The sequence below is a fragment of the Paraburkholderia graminis genome, assembly GCF_003330785.1.
GTDB lineage: Bacteria > Pseudomonadota > Gammaproteobacteria > Burkholderiales > Burkholderiaceae > Paraburkholderia > Paraburkholderia graminis.
The window spans coordinates 1,953,510-1,969,107 of the sequence record NZ_CP024935.1 but is presented as its reverse complement, the minus strand read 5'-3'; the positions used below and the strand labels follow the sequence as shown (position 1 = coordinate 1,969,107).

General features: G+C 60.0%; 14 protein-coding genes. 9 read left to right on the top strand and 5 right to left on the bottom strand.

Translation table 11 applies throughout. The features are described 5' to 3' along the window. Positions 1-101: 101 nt before the first annotated feature. The 3 genes from CUJ91_RS26935 (at position 102) to CUJ91_RS26925 (ending at position 3,609) form a co-directional block, all read left to right on the top strand. Positions 102-665: a hypothetical protein gene (locus CUJ91_RS26935; RefSeq protein ID WP_341868928.1), complete on the top strand. Its 564-nt coding sequence runs from the start codon at positions 102-104 to the stop codon at positions 663-665. 18 nt (positions 666-683) lie between these two features. Then, positions 684-1,907 carry a porin gene (locus CUJ91_RS26930; protein ID WP_114157583.1) on the top strand — a complete coding sequence of 408 codons (1,224 nt, stop codon included), beginning with the start codon at positions 684-686 and terminating at the stop codon, positions 1,905-1,907. A 190-nt stretch (positions 1,908-2,097) separates the two neighbouring features. Continuing rightward, complete coding sequence (locus CUJ91_RS26925; RefSeq protein WP_114157582.1) at positions 2,098-3,609, top strand: alkaline phosphatase family protein; 1,512 nt, start codon at positions 2,098-2,100, stop codon at positions 3,607-3,609. 43 nt (positions 3,610-3,652) lie between these two features. Here CUJ91_RS26925 and CUJ91_RS26920 read toward each other — a convergent pair whose 3' ends face one another. Continuing rightward, positions 3,653-6,019 (bottom strand): DNA polymerase II, encoded by a 2,367-nt coding sequence (locus CUJ91_RS26920; protein ID WP_114158077.1) that lies wholly within the window; start codon positions 6,017-6,019, stop codon positions 3,653-3,655. A gap of 193 nt (positions 6,020-6,212) precedes the next feature. Between CUJ91_RS26920 and CUJ91_RS26915 the strand changes: the two genes are divergently transcribed. After that, a complete protein-coding gene (locus tag CUJ91_RS26915) occupies positions 6,213-6,638 on the top strand; it encodes a PRC-barrel domain-containing protein (RefSeq protein ID WP_006049856.1) in 426 nt (141 codons plus the stop codon). A gap of 52 nt (positions 6,639-6,690) precedes the next feature. Here the strand turns inward: CUJ91_RS26915 and CUJ91_RS26910 are convergent, their stop codons facing one another. Beyond that, complete coding sequence (locus CUJ91_RS26910) at positions 6,691-7,701, bottom strand: DUF2891 domain-containing protein (protein ID WP_114158076.1); 1,011 nt, start codon at positions 7,699-7,701, stop codon at positions 6,691-6,693. Positions 7,702-8,050: 349 nt separating this feature from the next. Between CUJ91_RS26910 and CUJ91_RS26905 the strand changes: the two genes are divergently transcribed. Further along, positions 8,051-8,269 (top strand): hypothetical protein, encoded by a 219-nt coding sequence (locus CUJ91_RS26905; RefSeq protein ID WP_232292281.1) that lies wholly within the window; start codon positions 8,051-8,053, stop codon positions 8,267-8,269. 68 nt (positions 8,270-8,337) lie between these two features. Here the strand turns inward: CUJ91_RS26905 and CUJ91_RS26900 are convergent, their stop codons facing one another. Beyond that, positions 8,338-9,267, bottom strand: a complete 930-nt coding sequence (locus tag CUJ91_RS26900) for a LysR family transcriptional regulator (protein ID WP_029970202.1) — start codon at positions 9,265-9,267, stop codon at positions 8,338-8,340. 177 nt (positions 9,268-9,444) lie between these two features. On the opposite strand from CUJ91_RS26900, the gene CUJ91_RS26895 reads away from it, so the two are divergent. From CUJ91_RS26895 to CUJ91_RS26885, 3 genes are all read left to right on the top strand, one after another. Continuing rightward, a complete protein-coding gene (locus CUJ91_RS26895; protein ID WP_006049852.1) occupies positions 9,445-10,314 on the top strand; it encodes an amidohydrolase family protein in 870 nt (289 codons plus the stop codon). Positions 10,315-10,467: 153 nt separating this feature from the next. Further along, entirely contained in the window at positions 10,468-11,769 is a 1,302-nt protein-coding gene (locus CUJ91_RS26890; protein WP_114157581.1) for a dicarboxylate/amino acid:cation symporter, read from the top strand. Positions 11,770-11,893: 124 nt separating this feature from the next. Further along, a complete protein-coding gene (locus CUJ91_RS26885; RefSeq protein WP_006049850.1) occupies positions 11,894-12,970 on the top strand; it encodes a porin in 1,077 nt (358 codons plus the stop codon). 20 nt (positions 12,971-12,990) lie between these two features. Here the strand turns inward: CUJ91_RS26885 and CUJ91_RS26880 are convergent, their stop codons facing one another. Further along, the gene (locus CUJ91_RS26880; protein ID WP_006049849.1) at positions 12,991-14,142 is read right to left on the bottom strand and encodes an MBL fold metallo-hydrolase; all 1,152 of its coding nucleotides are present in this window, start codon (positions 14,140-14,142) and stop codon (positions 12,991-12,993) included. 83 nt (positions 14,143-14,225) lie between these two features. Here CUJ91_RS26880 and CUJ91_RS26875 point away from each other — a divergent pair, with 83 nt between their 5' ends. Beyond that, complete coding sequence (locus tag CUJ91_RS26875) at positions 14,226-14,840, top strand: TetR/AcrR family transcriptional regulator (protein WP_006049848.1); 615 nt, start codon at positions 14,226-14,228, stop codon at positions 14,838-14,840. A gap of 46 nt (positions 14,841-14,886) precedes the next feature. On the opposite strand, the gene CUJ91_RS26870 is transcribed toward CUJ91_RS26875, so the two are convergent. After that, positions 14,887-15,267 (bottom strand): DUF3022 domain-containing protein, encoded by a 381-nt coding sequence (locus CUJ91_RS26870; protein ID WP_006049847.1) that lies wholly within the window; start codon positions 15,265-15,267, stop codon positions 14,887-14,889. Positions 15,268-15,598 lie beyond the last annotated feature (331 nt).

Below are 15,598 nucleotides of genomic sequence, written 5' to 3'. Positions count from 1 at the left end.
GTGGCGAGAACTTGCGGCGTTCAGCTTGCGCCTCCGTTCTTGTATCGAACGCGAACACAGCGCGCTTACTACATCTACAGCGCGTTTATCCGGGAGCAGACATGGACGGCAAGTTGAGTGCAAGCGCGAGCGAGTTTAAAAGAACAGAACTTTCGTCCCGGTGGACGTGGCCCAATCGTCAGGCAATGATTCGCGCGGGCGTGGCGGGCGGATTGCTCGGCGCGGTGATCATCTGGATTTACGAGGCGTTGATCTGGGTCGGCGCGCAGCATCTGATGCCGCTCGCCGGCATTCCGCGCAACGCAACGGGTCTCGTATTCGGCAAGGGCGTGCAGGAGTCGATCGGTATATGGGCCTACGTAGTGGGCACGGGTATTCATTTCGTGTTCGCGATTGCATGGGGCGTGCTGTTCTCCGCCGTCTGGCCATACTTTCGCCGACGCGGCATTGAAGCGACGCTCGTCGCACTCTTCTATGCGGTGCTCGCGTGGATCGTCATGCACGTGGCCATCATGATCGCTTCAGATAATCACCCGAACTACTACGACCCCGCGGTGATTATCGGCGGCTTTATGTCTCACATCTTCTTCACCGTGCCGCTTGCATTGACGGTGAAGCGCCGGTTCGAAAGAAAAGCGCAAAAAAGTATTTCAACAAAGACGTAGCAATTGGAGATCTGGAGAATGAATAAAAGTCTCAGGGGAATTGACGTCGCGCTATTCGGCGCGGCGCTGGCGGCCTCAGTGCCGGCCTTCGCGCAAAGCAGCGTGACGTTGTACGGTATCGTCGATAACGGCCTTTCTTACACCAGCAATCAGACGTCCACGCTGGGCTCGACGAGCGGCGGGAAATCCGCTGTCAAGTTCACGCCGGGTGTATGGGCCGGCAGCCGCTTTGGCCTTAAAGGCGGGGAAGATCTCGGCGGCAACACGAAGGTTATTTTCCAGCTTGAATCAGGCTTTAACTCGGGGACGGGCGCGCAGCAATACAGCAATGCGATGTTCGGCCGCCAGGCCTGGGTCGGCGTTACCAATCCCGCGTACGGTACTTTCACGGCGGGCCGCCAATATGCGTCGTACTACCAGATGCTTTCGCCGTATAGTCCGACGACCTGGCTCACCGGCTACTATGGCGCGCATCCTGGCGACGTCGACGGTCTCGATACGATTTACCGCGCGAATAACACGCTCGAATACACGTCGCCGAAACTATACGGTCTGACTGTGAGCGGTTCGTATTCGCTCGGCGGCGTGGCCGGCAGCACGAACCGCGGCTCGACGTGGTCCACTGCGGCGCAATATGCGTTGGGTCCGATCGGCCTCGCGGTCGGCTTCTCGCGGATCAACAACTCGACGCTCGGCGGCGGCACATGGGGCGCGGATTCCACGACCACGAACGGCGGCTCGCAGATCGGCGTATCCGCGGTGACGAACGGCTATCAGACCGCGCAGGCGCAGCAGCGTTTCGCAGTGGGCGGCGGTTATACGTTTAACAGCGCGTGGGACGTCACGGCGACCTATACGAACGTGCAGTACATTCCTGGCACAGGATCGAAATTCCACGACACGGCAATCTTCAATACAGGCGGTCTCGTGTTGCACTGGAAGCCGATGGTCGCGTGGGATTTCGGCGCGGGCTACAGCTACACGCGCGCGACACGCGCGAACGGTATTGAAGACAGCGCGCAGTATCACCAGTTCAACCTGTCACAGTACTACTCGCTTTCAAAACGCACTGGCCTTTACGCGCTGGAAGCGTATCAACATGCGAAGGGGAAGACGCTCGGCACGAACGGGGCTGGGCAGATCATCGACGCCACCGCGACGCTTGGTGACGGCTACAACACCGCGCCGTCGACGACCGGCAATCAGTTCGCTTTCGGCGTGGGCATCATTCACCGCTTCTGACGAATGGATTGAGTTTGTTGTCGTTTGAAAAGCCGGGCTGCATGCATGAGCTGCATGCGTCAGCCCGGCTTTTTTGTTGTCGCGGAACAGTAATTGCTCCCTTGTTGCACGAAATCGCCTCGCGGTATTTCAGGAGCCGCGTCGCGAATTCTTCCGCGAAAACAGCAAGCAGTTAATAAGGGAGACGATCATGACGAGCAAGCCCACGACACTCGCCACTCCGGCCACCCTGGCCGCCCCGGCTGATCCCGCCGATCCGAGCCGTCGCAAGGTGCTCGCGGCGCTTGCAGGGTCCATCGCATTGTCGGCTTGTGGAGGAGGCGGTGGAGGCGGCAACAATGGCGGCTCGGGCTCTGGCGGATCGCAGCCCGTCGGCACGATTCCGCCCGCCCGCGCGAATCTCCCGCGTCCCGCACTACCCGATCCCGCTACCTCGGGCATCGACCATGTCGTGCTGGTGACGATGGAAAACCGTTCATTCGATCATCTGCTGGGCTGGGTCCCGAATGCGGAAACCGCCCAGACCGGTCGGAACTTCAAGGACGTGTTCGGCGAAACACACACGCCGTTCGCGCTTGCCACGAACCCCGCGTATGGCTTCCAGGCGTGCTCGTTCGCGGACCCGAATCATTCATACGATGCCGGACGCGTTCATCTCGCCAATGGCGCAATGAACGGCTTCCTGCTCACGGCCGGTACAAGCCTCACGCGCGGCGACCTGCTTCCCATCGGCTATTTCCAGTCCGCGGATCTCGACTTCTATCGCGGCGCAGTCACGCAGTACACCGTGTGCGACTACTACATGAGCGGCATTCTCGCGGACACTTATCCAAACCGCGTGTATCTGCATAGCGGACAAACGGACCGCTTGTCCGACACGCTCGACACCTCGTCGTTGCCGACCATCTGGGACCGTCTCGACGCAAAGAACATTTCGTCGACGTACTACTTCCACGACGTGCCGTTCACCGCGCTTTACGGAACGCGGTACGTGGGCCGCTCAAAGCTCTTCTCCGACTTTCTCTCCGACGCAGCCGCAGGTACTTTGCCCTCGTTCTGCATGGTCGATCCGAGCTTTGGCGGTGAAGCGCAGGGTACGTCGAACGACGATCATCCGCATGCCGACGTGCGCAACGGCCAGGTGCTGCTCGGCCAGATCTACGACGCGTTACGCACGAGCCCGAACTGGAGCAGAACGCTGATGATCCTCGTCTATGACGAGTGGGGCGGCTTCATGGAGCATGTGGCGCCGCCTGTGAAGCCGGTATCGAGTGCGGAGGCTTCGCTCGGCAACGACGGAAGGCTCGGCTTTCGCGTGCCCTGCATGCTGTTCGGGCCGCGTGTGCGCGCCAATTACGTGTCGCGCTATCCGTTCGATCCGAGTTCGATTCACCAGTTGCTCGCATGGCGTTTCGGCCTCGATCCACTCGGTGTGCGCGCAAGCGATTCGGCGACATTCAACATGGCGTACGCGCTCGACTTTACCGATCCCGCGCGCACGGATGCACCGGCCATCGCGGTGGCACAAGGCACGTTCGGCTCGGCATGCTCGAATTTGTCGACGGCGGGCGCGGGCGCGAGCGGCATTGCGCAACTGGACAAGAGCCAGCTCGTGCCGAACACGGCCATGAGTGCGCCAGGCGGCCGTTTCGCCGAGTTGCGCACGAAGGCGGACGCGCTCGGCTTCCCTGCGCCGAGATAATGGTTGCGATTGAGAAGATCTGTTAGCCCTGAGTCGCGCGGCGTCAGAACAACTGCTTTTGACCGGACGTGAGCCGTGTAAAGTCGTCGCGCAACAGCGGCAAGATTGCATCCGCAACGGGTTGCAATTGACGCGTGAGGTAGTGTTCGTAGTCGATCGCGGAACGCAGCGTTTCGAGCGGCTCGGGGCCGGCAATCGTCATCACATAGCTGATCCAGCCGCCGTTCTGATATTGCAGCGGACGCCCTTGCCGGCGATTGAATTCGTCGGCCACGCGCGCGGCGCGCACGTGCGGCGGCACGTTGCGTTCGTAGTCGCCGAGCGGTCTGCGCAGACGCTTGCGATAGACGAGCTGATCGTCCAGCTTGCCGGCGAGCGTATCGCGCACATAGTCGCGCACGTAATCCTGATACGGCTGCTGCGTGAAGATGCGTCTATAGAGTTCCTGCTGAAACTGCTGCGCGAGCGGAGTCCAGTCGGTGCGAACCGTTTCGAGTCCTTTATAGACGATCTCTTCGCTGCCATCCGCCGATACCGTGAGACCGGCATAACGTTTCTTGCTGCCTTCTTCCGCGCCGCGAATGGTCGGCATGAAGAAGCGCCGGTAATGCCGCTCGAATTGCAATTCGAGTGCGCTGTCGAGTCCGAAGCGCTGTTGTAAATCCTGCCGCCACCACGCGTTGATATGCTCGACGAGCGCGCGTCCGATGCGGCCCGCTTCTTCTTCGTTGTGCGCGTGCCGCAGCCAGACGAAGGTCGAATCCGTGTCGCCGTAAATGACTTCATAACCTTCGGCCTGAATCAGCTCGCGCGTGCGGTGCATGATTTCGTGGCCGCGCATGGTTATCGACGAGGCAAGACGCGGATCGAAAAAGCGGCAGCCGGTCGAGCCGAGCACGCCGTAAAACGCATTCATGATGATCTTCAGCGCCTGCGAGAGCGGCTTGTTCTGCTCGCGTTTCGCGGTTTCGCGACCTTGCCATACCTGACTGACAATCGACGGCAGACAATGACGCGTGCGTGAAAAACGCGCGCCGAGAAAACCGGGTACGGACTGATCGTCGCCGGGATTCAGCATGCCTTCGACGAGCCCGACAGGGTCGATCAGAAAAGTGCGAATGATCGACGGATACAGGCTTTTGTAATCGAGCACCAGCACCGAATCGTATAAGCCCGGGCGCGAGTCCATCACGAAACCGCCGGGACTCGCGGCGCCGGCCACGTCGCCGATATTGGGCGCGACGTAGCCTTGCCGATGCATTCGCGGCATATACAAATGCGTGAACGCAGCGACGGAGCCGCCGCTGCGATCCGCGGGCAGTCCGGTCACGGTGGCGCGCTCCAGCAGAAACGGCAGCAGTTCCGTCTTCGCGAAGATGCGCGTGACGAGCTCGCAATCCTTCAGGTTGTACCGGGCGAGCGCGGGCTTGTCCTCGTCGAAACGGCGCTGGATCTCGTCCATGCGCTGATACGGATTGTCGATGGATTTGCCTTCGCCCAGTACCGCTTGCGACACATGCTCGAGGCTGAACGACGGAAAGCTCCAGGTGGCCGAACGCAGCGCCTCGATGCCGTCGATAATCAGGCGCCCCGCAGCGCCCGCAAAATAGTGATTCTGCTTCAGGCCGTGTTCGCGCCACTCCATCACCGCGCCGCCTCGGCCGAGTCTCAAAGGCACGCGGTATTGCTCGGCATGCTGCTGCAGCACACGCAAATCGAATTGCACGAGATTCCATCCGATGATCGCATCGGGATCATGCCGCTCTATCCATGTGTTGAGCTTTTCAAGCAACTGGGCGCGCGTTTCGCAGTATTCAAGGTCGAAGTCGAGTTGGCTCGCATCGCCATTCGGCGGCCCGAGCATGTACACCTGGCGCTGACCGCAGCCTTCCAATGCAATCGAATAGAGTTCGGCATGCACACTCGTTTCAATATCGAGCGACACGAGTTTCAATGAAGGACGATAGTCCGCCGCCGGTTTCAATTCGCCATTGATAAGCGTGCCGTCGCTTTGCGGTTCACCGCCGAACCACACTGGCGCAGTGATGAAACGCTCCATCATGTAGCGCTCGGGCGGAAAGATGTCGGCTTCATAGACATCCACGCCGCCTTGCTTCAAGCGTTTTTCCTGGCCGCTCAACTGTCGATATTGCGGGCAGTAAAGTCCCATTACCGGCCGGTGATGGAAGTCGCGCAGTTCCAGCGGACGCAGATCGAGAGGCGCCTCGCGGCGCAAGATGGATTCGACGCGCTCGCGTTGTGCCGCAGGCACGAATGCCACGGACGTTTGATGGCGCAAACGCACGTGACGGGGCCCGCCGTCGGTTGCCAGCCAGAAATCGACTTCGGTGCCGGCGGGCGTGTCCCGCCAATGCCGCGTCAAAATGAAACCCTGCTCGAGCTTTGTCAAACTCACCACCCTGGATCTTGCGAAAGGCGTGTTGTCGCCTGATGCAATTCTACCGTCGCGCGCAAGCCGCAGCGCGTGATGCCAATGGCACCGTGTCTGCAGCCGCGCGACGTAGCCGGTATGATGAGTTGGCAGCGCTTCTCTCGGCGCGATCCTGCGCCGGTCAGTCTTCTAAAAAAACGGAGTAAATGAAATGACTTTGGGCAAACTTCTGGTAGCCGCTGCGGTTGCCGCAGCGAGTTTCGGCGCGCAGGCGCAAGTTGCCGGCACGCAACCGCTCGGCGTGACTATCGAACAATCAAATGCGCTGCTGAGCGGCTGGAGCGTGAAGAAGAGCATTCTCGGCAAGGCCGTGTACAACGATCAGAATGAGAAGATCGGTTCGATCCGCGATCTGGTGGTGGCGCCGGATGGTTCTCTTTCCGCAGCGATTGTCGCCGCGGGCGGCTTTCTCGGCGTTGCGTCGCATGATGTAGCGGTGCCTATTGCGGCACTCGACGTTCGCTCGGGCAACTTCTATCTGCCGGGCGCGACGAAGGCAGCGTTGAAGGCGACGCCCGAGTTTCAGTACAGCAAGGTGCAGGCGCCGCCGAAGCCGAAGAAGCTGTCGACGCAGTGATGTAAAAGCGGCGTGCGGGCAGGCCGATTAGAAGGGCCGGCCCGCAACTGCTTTACGCCTCAAGGGCGAGCGTGGCGAACGTCCCGAGCCAATGCTCGCCCATGTAGTCTCCGGCCACATGAGGCAGCGCACTTTGCAAGTGACGCTCGGCTGCATCGAGCAATGCCGTGCGTCGTATGTCGCCTGCCGGCAGCGCGCGAGCCAGCGAGCGCTGGCACCAGGCGCGGCTCAGATTGAGACCGTCGAGATGCGCGATCTTGCCGTCGGTGCGGTCCGTTACCGTAACCGGTTCGAATAACGTAGCCGGCTTTTTTGCGCCGAGGTCGGGCAGAAAGCGCCCGAACCAGTCGACGAATTGCGCAGACGGCAACACACGCCGCATCAATTCCGCTTCCATCAGCGAGGGCGAGAGGAATTCGTCGCCGGCGGGCTCCCATGCCTGGCACCCTACGTCGTGCAAAAACCAGCGCTCCGCGGTGTTGACAATCAACGCCTCCAGCGAGCCGCGCGAAGTTTGCCGCGCGAAATCCAGCGTGAGCGCAAGCGCAAATGCCATGTTGAAATGCGTGCCGACGCGTAGCGGATAAGTGGCTTTCGGCAGAAACGTCTCGAAACGTTCGACGAACATCTCGGTAAGCGGCGCGAAAGTCTTCGACCAGCGCGCGGCATGCGAGAGCTTCGACGAATGCAATTGCGCGCTGAGCGCGAGCAACCAAGCCCAGCCATAAGGCCGCTCGAAGCCCAGGTTATGCGGCAACTCGAGATAAGCGCGTTCCCCGGCTACGTTCGCCGCCGTCAAATGCTCGTCCACCACGGCGACGATACGTTCTGCTTCCGGCAAGTCCGGGAAGCGCTCGATAAGATGAAGAACCAGCCAGTAGCCATGCACGCACGAATGCCAGTCGTAGCTGCCATAAAAAATCGGATGCAATGCGCGGGGGCTCTGCACGTCTTGCGGACCGGCCAGCGAATGCGTGAGTTTGTTCGGGTATTCGCGTGTTAAATGAGCGAGCGCGAGATTGGCGAATTTCGACGCGGATTCGCGAGTGAGCAGGGCGGTCATCGGCGGTTCCTCGAGGCGGAATAAGAACAGGCCATTAGTATCGTATTCGCGGCCGACAATAGCAAAGCGGCGAGCGTGGTTCTCTGCCGGATGCATGCTGGATATTCTAGTCGCAGTAGCGGGAATGCCGCGATGTTAGCGTTTGCGGCCGCGAACGGCGCGCAATTGCAGCTAAAGCTGCGGCGATGGGTTTTGAAGATGCCTGGAGGTGAGCGCAAGCGGACACGGCGTCCAAGCCGCGTTTCTTTCCAGTTCTTTACACCGTTATGGCCGCCTTTATGCGCGTGCTAACGTCGCGCTCCGCTACAAGCAATGCGTCTTTGCACTGACGACACGAAGAAACACGAAGATGGAGCAGTTCTTTATGCGGCGTGCCAGCGCCGTCAATTTCCTGCTGGCGCGCCGACGCCTATGCCTCGACAAGATTGCGTCCGCAACGGACGTTGACCTGGATCAGCAGCGCGAAGCCGAATTGATCGAGCGTCTGGTACTCGACGTTCGCGCGGGGCGGCTCAGTACATTCGAATTGAAACAGGCGAAAGCCGTTGCAGTGATCGTCACCGATTGAGGCTTCGGCTTATTGGCGGCGTTAGAAGCGATAGCCGGAGTTCTCCGCCGCTATCGCCTTCTCTTTTCTTACTGGCTGCGCACTGCGCTATAAAGAGGCAATACCCGCTCCTCGAGCATTGCAATCGCCTGAACCGCGAGTTGCGACAGCGTGTGCTTGCTGCTCGTTGCAATGGCGAGCCGGCTGAACAGAGTTGGCTCGGTAATGCGGATCACGCGAAAGCGCCGCTTGAGCGCGTCGCTCACGGTTGCGTTGAGCGGCAGCACCGCATAGCCGATGCCCTCGCTGACCAGATCGAGAATCGACGACACGGCGTCCACTTCGAGTTCGATATTGAGTCTCACGCCTTGTTCGGCCGCAACCGATTCGAGCATGCGCCGGATTGCATGCATGCGGCCCGGAATGACGAGCGGATAGCGTGGAATGTCGCGCAGTGCGATGGTTTTAACCGTCTCGCGCGCGGCCTTTGCAACTGGTTTGCCGTCATCCGCGCCGATCAGAAAGAGTTCCTCGGTAAAGACAGTGCGCTTGTCGATTAGCGGTGTGTCGAACGTGTCGTAGAGAACCGCGGCGTCCACTCGGCCCATCATCAACCATTCGATCAGGTAGGTCGACAGTCCCTCGGCAACGGAAATAGTCGCGCCCGGAAACGACGTACGAAAACTGCGCACGAGTTCATGGGTGGCGACTTTCGCGAAGCTCGGCGTAATGCCGATGCAAAAGTGCCCGCCGACGGTGCCGCGCAATTCGTCGAGATCCTGTGACGCGCGCTGCACTTGCGAAAGTATCCCTTTGGAATGAGCGAGCATTCGCTGACCCGCCGGCGTGAGCGTGACGCCGCGGCCATTGCGTTCGAGCAGCGTGTGACGCAATTCGACTTCGAGTTGCCGCACGAGCCTGCTGAGTGCCGGCTGATTGGTGTCGAGCGTAATCGCAGCGCGCGTAAAGCTGCCGAGTTCGGCGACGTGCACAAACGCTTCCAGCTGCTTGAGGTCCATGATGAGAGCTATGTGAAAAACACATATCAGCTAGTTTGGTATAGCGATTGTATCGAGCCGCGCGTGCCGCCACAATCCGCTTACTCCAGCTTACATACGCAGCCGCACTCAGCCGCGCCGCAGCCGCCGCAAGCAGCCGCGCCGCGGCCACCAGAACCAGATAGAGACGAAGCACATATGAAATCCTGCTTGCCGCCCGATCCCCATCCTGTCCGTCCCGCGCAGCGACTGCCCGCCGGCGCCTGCGACGCGCATTGTCATGTCTTTGGTCCCGCCGACGTTTTTCCGTATGCGCCCGATCGCAGCTACACGCCGCCCGACGCGCCTTTCGAGCAACTCGTCGCGCTGCACGATTTTCTCGGCGTGAGCCGCGGCGTGATCGTGCAGGCGAGTTGTCATGGCACCGACAACACCGCGATGCTCGACGCGATTGCCCGAAGTGACGGCCGTTATCGCGGCGTCGCGATCGTCGATGGCGATGTGACCGATGCGCAACTCGCCGACCTCGACGCGCGCGGTGTGCGAGGCGTGCGCTTTAACTTCGTCGCTCATCTTGGCGGCGCGCCTGATCTCGATGTGTTCGACCGCGTACTCGAACGCATCGAGCAACTTGGCTGGCATGTCGTGTTGCATCTGGACGCGCAGGACATTCTGCAATACGCGGAGCGGATCGCGCGCATCAAGGTGCCGTTCGTGATCGATCACATGGGCCGTGTGCGTGCCGAAGCGGGACTCGATCAGCAGCCCTTTCGCCAACTGCTCGATCTCATGCGCAATCCGCTCGCATGGGTCAAGGTATGCGGTTCCGAGCGCGTTTCGGCAGGCTACCGGCCGTTCGACGATGCGATTCCATTCGCGCAAGCACTCATCGACGCCGCGCCGGACCGGGTACTGTGGGGCACCGATTGGCCGCATCCGAATATCAGCAAGGACATGCCGAACGACGGCGAACTGGTCGACCTGCTGTTCCGTTTCTGCCCCGACGAGGCATTGCGCGAAAAGCTGCTGGTGACGAATCCCGCGCGGCTTTACGGCTTTCGCTCATAACAGTTGACGCTGTACCGGTATCGAGAACTGCCGCATCAGATGGCAGCTCTGTGGAAAGCGACCTGTATATATATCGGCTTTCCGCTCACTATTCCCGATGGAGACAAAGATGATCAGCACTAATGCCCGCGTTATTCGACCCGGAGCGGCTTCATGAGCGAGAGCGCCGTCATGACCTCGTCCGCGTCCGGCGCAAGGAAGCCGTTCTATCGTACGCTTTACTTTCATGTGTTCGTCGCGATCGTTATTGGCGTGCTGCTTGGGCATTTCGCGCCGTCGCTTGCGGTGAAGATGAAGCCGCTTGGCGACGCGTTCATCAAGCTGATCAAGATGGTGATCGGGCCGATTATCTTCTGCACCGTCGTGACCGGCATTGCCGGAATGGGCGACATGAAGAAGGTCGGGCGAGTAGGCGGCAAGGCGCTGCTCTACTTCGAAATCGTGTCGACGCTCTCGCTCGTGGTCGGGCTCGTGGCAGGACATGTCTTTCATCCTGGCAGCGGTTTTAACCTGAATCCGGCCACCATCGACACGAAAGCTCTCGCCGGTTATACGACTGCGGCGCATCAGCAGAATACAGTCGAGTTCCTGATGCACATTATTCCCGACACCGTCACAGGCGCTTTTGCGTCGGGAAATATACTGCAAATCCTGCTGATTTCCGTGCTGTTCGGTGCTGCGCTTGCCGCCACGGGAGAGCGCGGGCGCCCGCTCATCGCAATGATCGACTATTTCGCGCATACCTTTTTCGGCATCGTGCACATCATCATGAAAGTGGCCGCGATCGGCGCTTTTGGCTCGATTGCGTTCACGATCGGCACGTACGGGATCGGCGCGGTCGTGCCTTTGCTGAAACTGATCGGCGCCTTCTATGCGACGCTGTTCGTATTCGTGATCGTGGTGCTCGGCGCGATTTCGCGGCTACTCGGTTTCAGCATTCTGCGCTTCATGAGTTATATCCGCGAAGAGATCCTGATTGTGCTGGGCACGAGTTCTTCCGAGGCCGCGCTGCCGCAGATGCTCGAAAAACTCGAGCGTCTTGGCTGCTCCAAATCGGTTGTCGGACTCGTCATTCCGGCCGGCTATTCATTCAATCTCGACGGCACTAACATCTATCTGACGATGGCCGTGCTTTTTATCGCGCAGGCATTCAACATCGAGCTCAGCCTCATGCAGCAATTGACGCTGGTCGGCGTGGCGATGCTGACGTCGAAAGGAGCGAGCGGCGTGGCCGGCGCCGCATTCGTGATGCTGACTTCGACGTTACTGGTTTTCCCGCTCATTCCAGTGTCCGGCATGGTGCTGATTCTCGGCATTCACCGTTTCATGGGTACAGGTCTCGCGATTGTGAACACGATCGGCAACGGTGTCGCGACGCTCGTCGTCTCCGCGTGGGAACACGAGCTCGATCGATCGAAGCTCAATGCAGGCATGTCGCGCCGACGCACGGATTAAGCGCAGGAATTGACGGTCTAGCCGCCGAATACATTGCAGTGTCCTGATGACTGCGAGTGCATCCGCGCACGCAGCAGGGGACGCTTGCATTCAAAAAATAGAAACTGGTCTGGAGACATGATTCATGTGGACAAAAACAAATGCCATGCGCCGCATGCTGCACGTGAACGCTGCGTGCATTGCGACGGCTCTTTCGATGGCGGCGAGCGGCACCGCGCACGCCGATTCTTCACAAGCCACGGCGTCCGTGTCTTCATCGTCGGTGCAGATTTACGGCCTGATCGGCATGTACGTCGACAGTTCCAAACTCAGCACGACACGCTCGAGTACGGTGCAGATGGGCGGCGGCGGAATGACGACATCGTTTTGGGGCATTCGCGGCCGCGAGGACATTGGCGGCGGCAATGCGGTGATCTTCAGCCTCGAAAGTTTCTTCCGGCCGAATACCGGGCAGATGGGACGCAATACGACTGACGGGCTATTTTCACGCAACGCCTATGTGGGACTCACCGGCGCATACGGCACGTTCAAGTTTGGCGAGCAAACCAACCCGACGTATATCAACCAGCAACTCGTCAATCCGTTCGGTTCTTCCGTTGTCTTTTCGCCGTTGATCGTGCAGTCGTACACGGCGAGCTATAGCAACACGGTGATTGGCGATACCGTCTGGCAAAACGCAATCGAGTACGTTTCGCCAAATTATGGTGGGCTCACGGGCACCGCGATTTATAGCGTAAGCAGCACGACGGGGCACCAGGGGCGCGACAATATCGGCCTGCATTTGACCTACGCAAAAGGACCGCTCACGGCGGTATTTTCCGCGCAACGCGTACGCACTGCGGCGGTTGCGCCGTCAAGCGGTCAGTACCTTTATCTCGCAGGAGCCGCGTATGACGCGAGGTTCATGAAGGTCTACGGCGCCGCGCAAATGACCAGCAATAACAATGTGGAGACCGGCTCGCACACTTATGAACTGGGCGTTTCGGTGCCGCTCACGCCGTCGAACGTGATACTCGCCGAGTGGGCGCGCACCAAACACAGTGCGCCGCTGAATCACAGCAACGTGCGCAACACGGCGAGCCTTGCTTACGAGTACATTCTGTCGAAACGCACGTTCGTCTATACCGTCTATTCATACGACAAACTCACGGCGAATCCGTCAGGCAGCACATATGGCGTGGGAATGCAGCACACCTTCTAGGTGCGATGAAACAGTCCGCCTTATGCGCTGCTGCCTGGTTCCGCGCGCCGTGCGTTGTTGCACGAGAACAGACGCGCGAACAGGCCCCGCGACGTTTGCGGCGCTTCGGCGACTTCCATTGCGTTACGCCACCAACGCTCGCCACGATGCGGCGCTGTGAGGTCGAGCCGCTCGCCCATGCGAGGTGTGGAAAGCGCGACGCCGCGCGCAGCGGCGAGACCCAGCACGCGCTCGAACGGGTCGTACCACCGGTGCATCGCGAGATCGAACGTGCCGTTGTGAATGGGCACAAGCCAGCGGCCACGCAAATCGACGTGTGCCTGTACCGTCTCTTCCGGCTGCATGTGGACGTACGGCCATTGCGCGTCGTACGCGCCGGTTTCGACGAGCGCGATGTCGAACGGACCGAGGCGTTCGCCGATAGTCCTGAAGCCGTCGAAGTAGCCCGTGTCGCCGCTAAAGAACACGCGCAAATCGTTATCGACGATAACCCACGACGCCCACAGCGTGCTGTTGCCGTCGAACAGGCTGCGCCCCGAGAAATGCTGGCCAGGCGTTGCGGTGAATGCGATCCCGTCGATCTCCACGCTTTGCCACCAGTCCAGTTGACGCACCTTGCCCGCGTCGATACCCCATTCGATAAGCCGGTCGCCGACGCCGAGCGGCGTGACAAAGAGCTTTGTCGTAGCGGCAAGCGCGAGCACTGTTTCGTGGTCCAGATGATCGTAGTGGTCGTGCGAAAGAATCACGCCGGCAAGCGGCGGCAGATCTTCGAGCGCAATAGGCGGCGCATGAAAACGTTTGGGACCGAAGCGCCGAAATGGTGAAGCGCGTTCTGCGAACACCGGATCGGTCAACCAGAACTCGCCGCGCAACTTGAGCAGCACGGTCGAATGTCCGAGCCGGTAAAGGCTTCTATCCGGCGCCGCATCGAGATCCTCGCGCGTCAATCTGTCGACCGGCAAGGTGGCCAGCGGCACCGTGCCCGACGGCTTGTTGAGCAGCACATTCCACGCAATGCGCAAGGTCTTGCCGAATCCTTCGACAGGACGCGGCTTCACGTTGCGAAAGCGCTCGCCGTCATGCTGCGCCGACAGCGCGGACAACTCGCGTCCGCGCCTCGCGGCAGCGAAACCCAAAGTCCGGCTGATGGAGTCGAGGAGCGATGTCATGTGTGGCGTCCCGAGTTGGAAAGTAGACTGAGCAGTGTACTTTATAATCTCGAAAAGTAAACTGCACAGTGTAAAATTTCCGGATGGACCCCACAGTCACTCACCAACGCCTCACCGACCGCAAGCGTGTCGCCGTCATTAACGCGGCAATCGAGGAATTTCTGGCAGCCGGTTTCGACGCCACCAGCATGGACCGCATCGCCGCGCGCGCGAATGTATCGAAGCGCACGGTGTACAACCATTTCCCCAGCAAGGAAGCGCTCTTCGCCGAAATACTGCGGCAGTTGTGGGACGCGAGTCACGCCGGCGAGACACTCGCGTATCGGGCGAGCGTCCCGTTGCGCGAGCAACTAATCGAACTTTTAGTGCGCAAACTGCGGCTTATCAACGACGAAGCGTTCCTCGCGCTCGCGCGCGTTGCGATCGCCGCGGGCATTCATTCGCCCGAACGCGCGCGCGATATGGTCGCGCGTCTCGGCGAACGCGAGGAAGATCTGACCGTGTGGATACGCGCGGCCGCAGCCGACCAGCGTCTGCGAATTGCAGACCCTGTGTTTGCCTCGCATCAGTTGCAAGGGCTCGTCAAGGCGTTTGCGTTCTGGCCGCAAGTGACGATGGGACAGCCGCCGCTCAGCGAGACCGAGCAGCAGACAATCGCCGAATCCGCGGCGGATATGTTTCTCGCGCGCTACGCGTAAGCGGCGAGCGTTTTATCGCGCAACAACGCATTCAACTGCCGCGCGATTAAACAGGTTCTTCCGGCACGTCGAACAGACTGTCATCCACATTCACTTCAAGCGCACACTCGTTCTGGTTCGGGGACGAGCTTTTCAATTCCGCAAAACGCGTCTGTACAGTCGCTTTGAGCCGCTCCTGAATCGTCCTGCGCTTGATGGTGTCCATCGCTGCATACCGGTTTATCTGCGCCTGAGAAAACCGGAGCGTCGCGGCGCAACGCGTATCGAGCGATGTATCGCCGTGCGATTGCAGAACCCACGCCAACTGCATGTAAAACGTGGCGCCTTCATCGTAGGTAATGACACTCGGCGATTTCGGCGATTCAAAGGCGCTCGCGAGCGCCAATTCGATTTCCTCGATCCGCTGCTGCCGGTCCGTTTCGCGCATGACTGACCTCGCATAGTGTGTGTTCGTAGGGCGGCGTCGTCAAAGCGGGCGCAACTCATGCGTGCGTTCCGATTATGCGTTGCCGTCCTTACTCTGCAATGCGAACTCGCAAACATCGAACCATGTACGCGAGGATGCAGTGGACTGCGCGTTCGCGGACGCAATAACCGACGCGAGCGCACGCCGCATACGGGTTGCGCTTTTTACACAGGATTGCAACTTGTACAGGGACAGAAGGCGGTCGCATATTGCGAAGCCGTGTCGCGTCGGCATGTCGATCATGCGTCCTGTTTCAAGGCGCTCTGTGAGGCAATCAATCGCCGGCGTCCGC

Coding starts and splice junctions, on each gene's coding strand:
- CUJ91_RS26910 (WP_114158076.1), bottom strand. CDS start 7,701: ATGACCGCCCTGCTCACTCGCGAATCCGCGTCGAAATTCGCCAATCTC.
- CUJ91_RS26885 (WP_006049850.1), top strand. CDS start 11,894: ATGTGGACAAAAACAAATGCCATGCGCCGCATGCTGCACGTGAACGCT.
- CUJ91_RS26930 (WP_114157583.1), top strand. CDS start 684: ATGAATAAAAGTCTCAGGGGAATTGACGTCGCGCTATTCGGCGCGGCG.
- CUJ91_RS26905 (WP_232292281.1), top strand. CDS start 8,051: ATGGAGCAGTTCTTTATGCGGCGTGCCAGCGCCGTCAATTTCCTGCTG.
- CUJ91_RS26870 (WP_006049847.1), bottom strand. CDS start 15,267: ATGCGCGAAACGGACCGGCAGCAGCGGATCGAGGAAATCGAATTGGCG.
- CUJ91_RS26875 (WP_006049848.1), top strand. CDS start 14,226: ATGGACCCCACAGTCACTCACCAACGCCTCACCGACCGCAAGCGTGTC.
- CUJ91_RS26900 (WP_029970202.1), bottom strand. CDS start 9,267: ATGGACCTCAAGCAGCTGGAAGCGTTTGTGCACGTCGCCGAACTCGGC.
- CUJ91_RS26890 (WP_114157581.1), top strand. CDS start 10,468: ATGAGCGAGAGCGCCGTCATGACCTCGTCCGCGTCCGGCGCAAGGAAG.
- CUJ91_RS26895 (WP_006049852.1), top strand. CDS start 9,445: ATGAAATCCTGCTTGCCGCCCGATCCCCATCCTGTCCGTCCCGCGCAG.
- CUJ91_RS26880 (WP_006049849.1), bottom strand. CDS start 14,142: ATGACATCGCTCCTCGACTCCATCAGCCGGACTTTGGGTTTCGCTGCC.
- CUJ91_RS26935 (WP_341868928.1), top strand. CDS start 102: ATGGACGGCAAGTTGAGTGCAAGCGCGAGCGAGTTTAAAAGAACAGAA.
- CUJ91_RS26925 (WP_114157582.1), top strand. CDS start 2,098: ATGACGAGCAAGCCCACGACACTCGCCACTCCGGCCACCCTGGCCGCC.
- CUJ91_RS26915 (WP_006049856.1), top strand. CDS start 6,213: ATGACTTTGGGCAAACTTCTGGTAGCCGCTGCGGTTGCCGCAGCGAGT.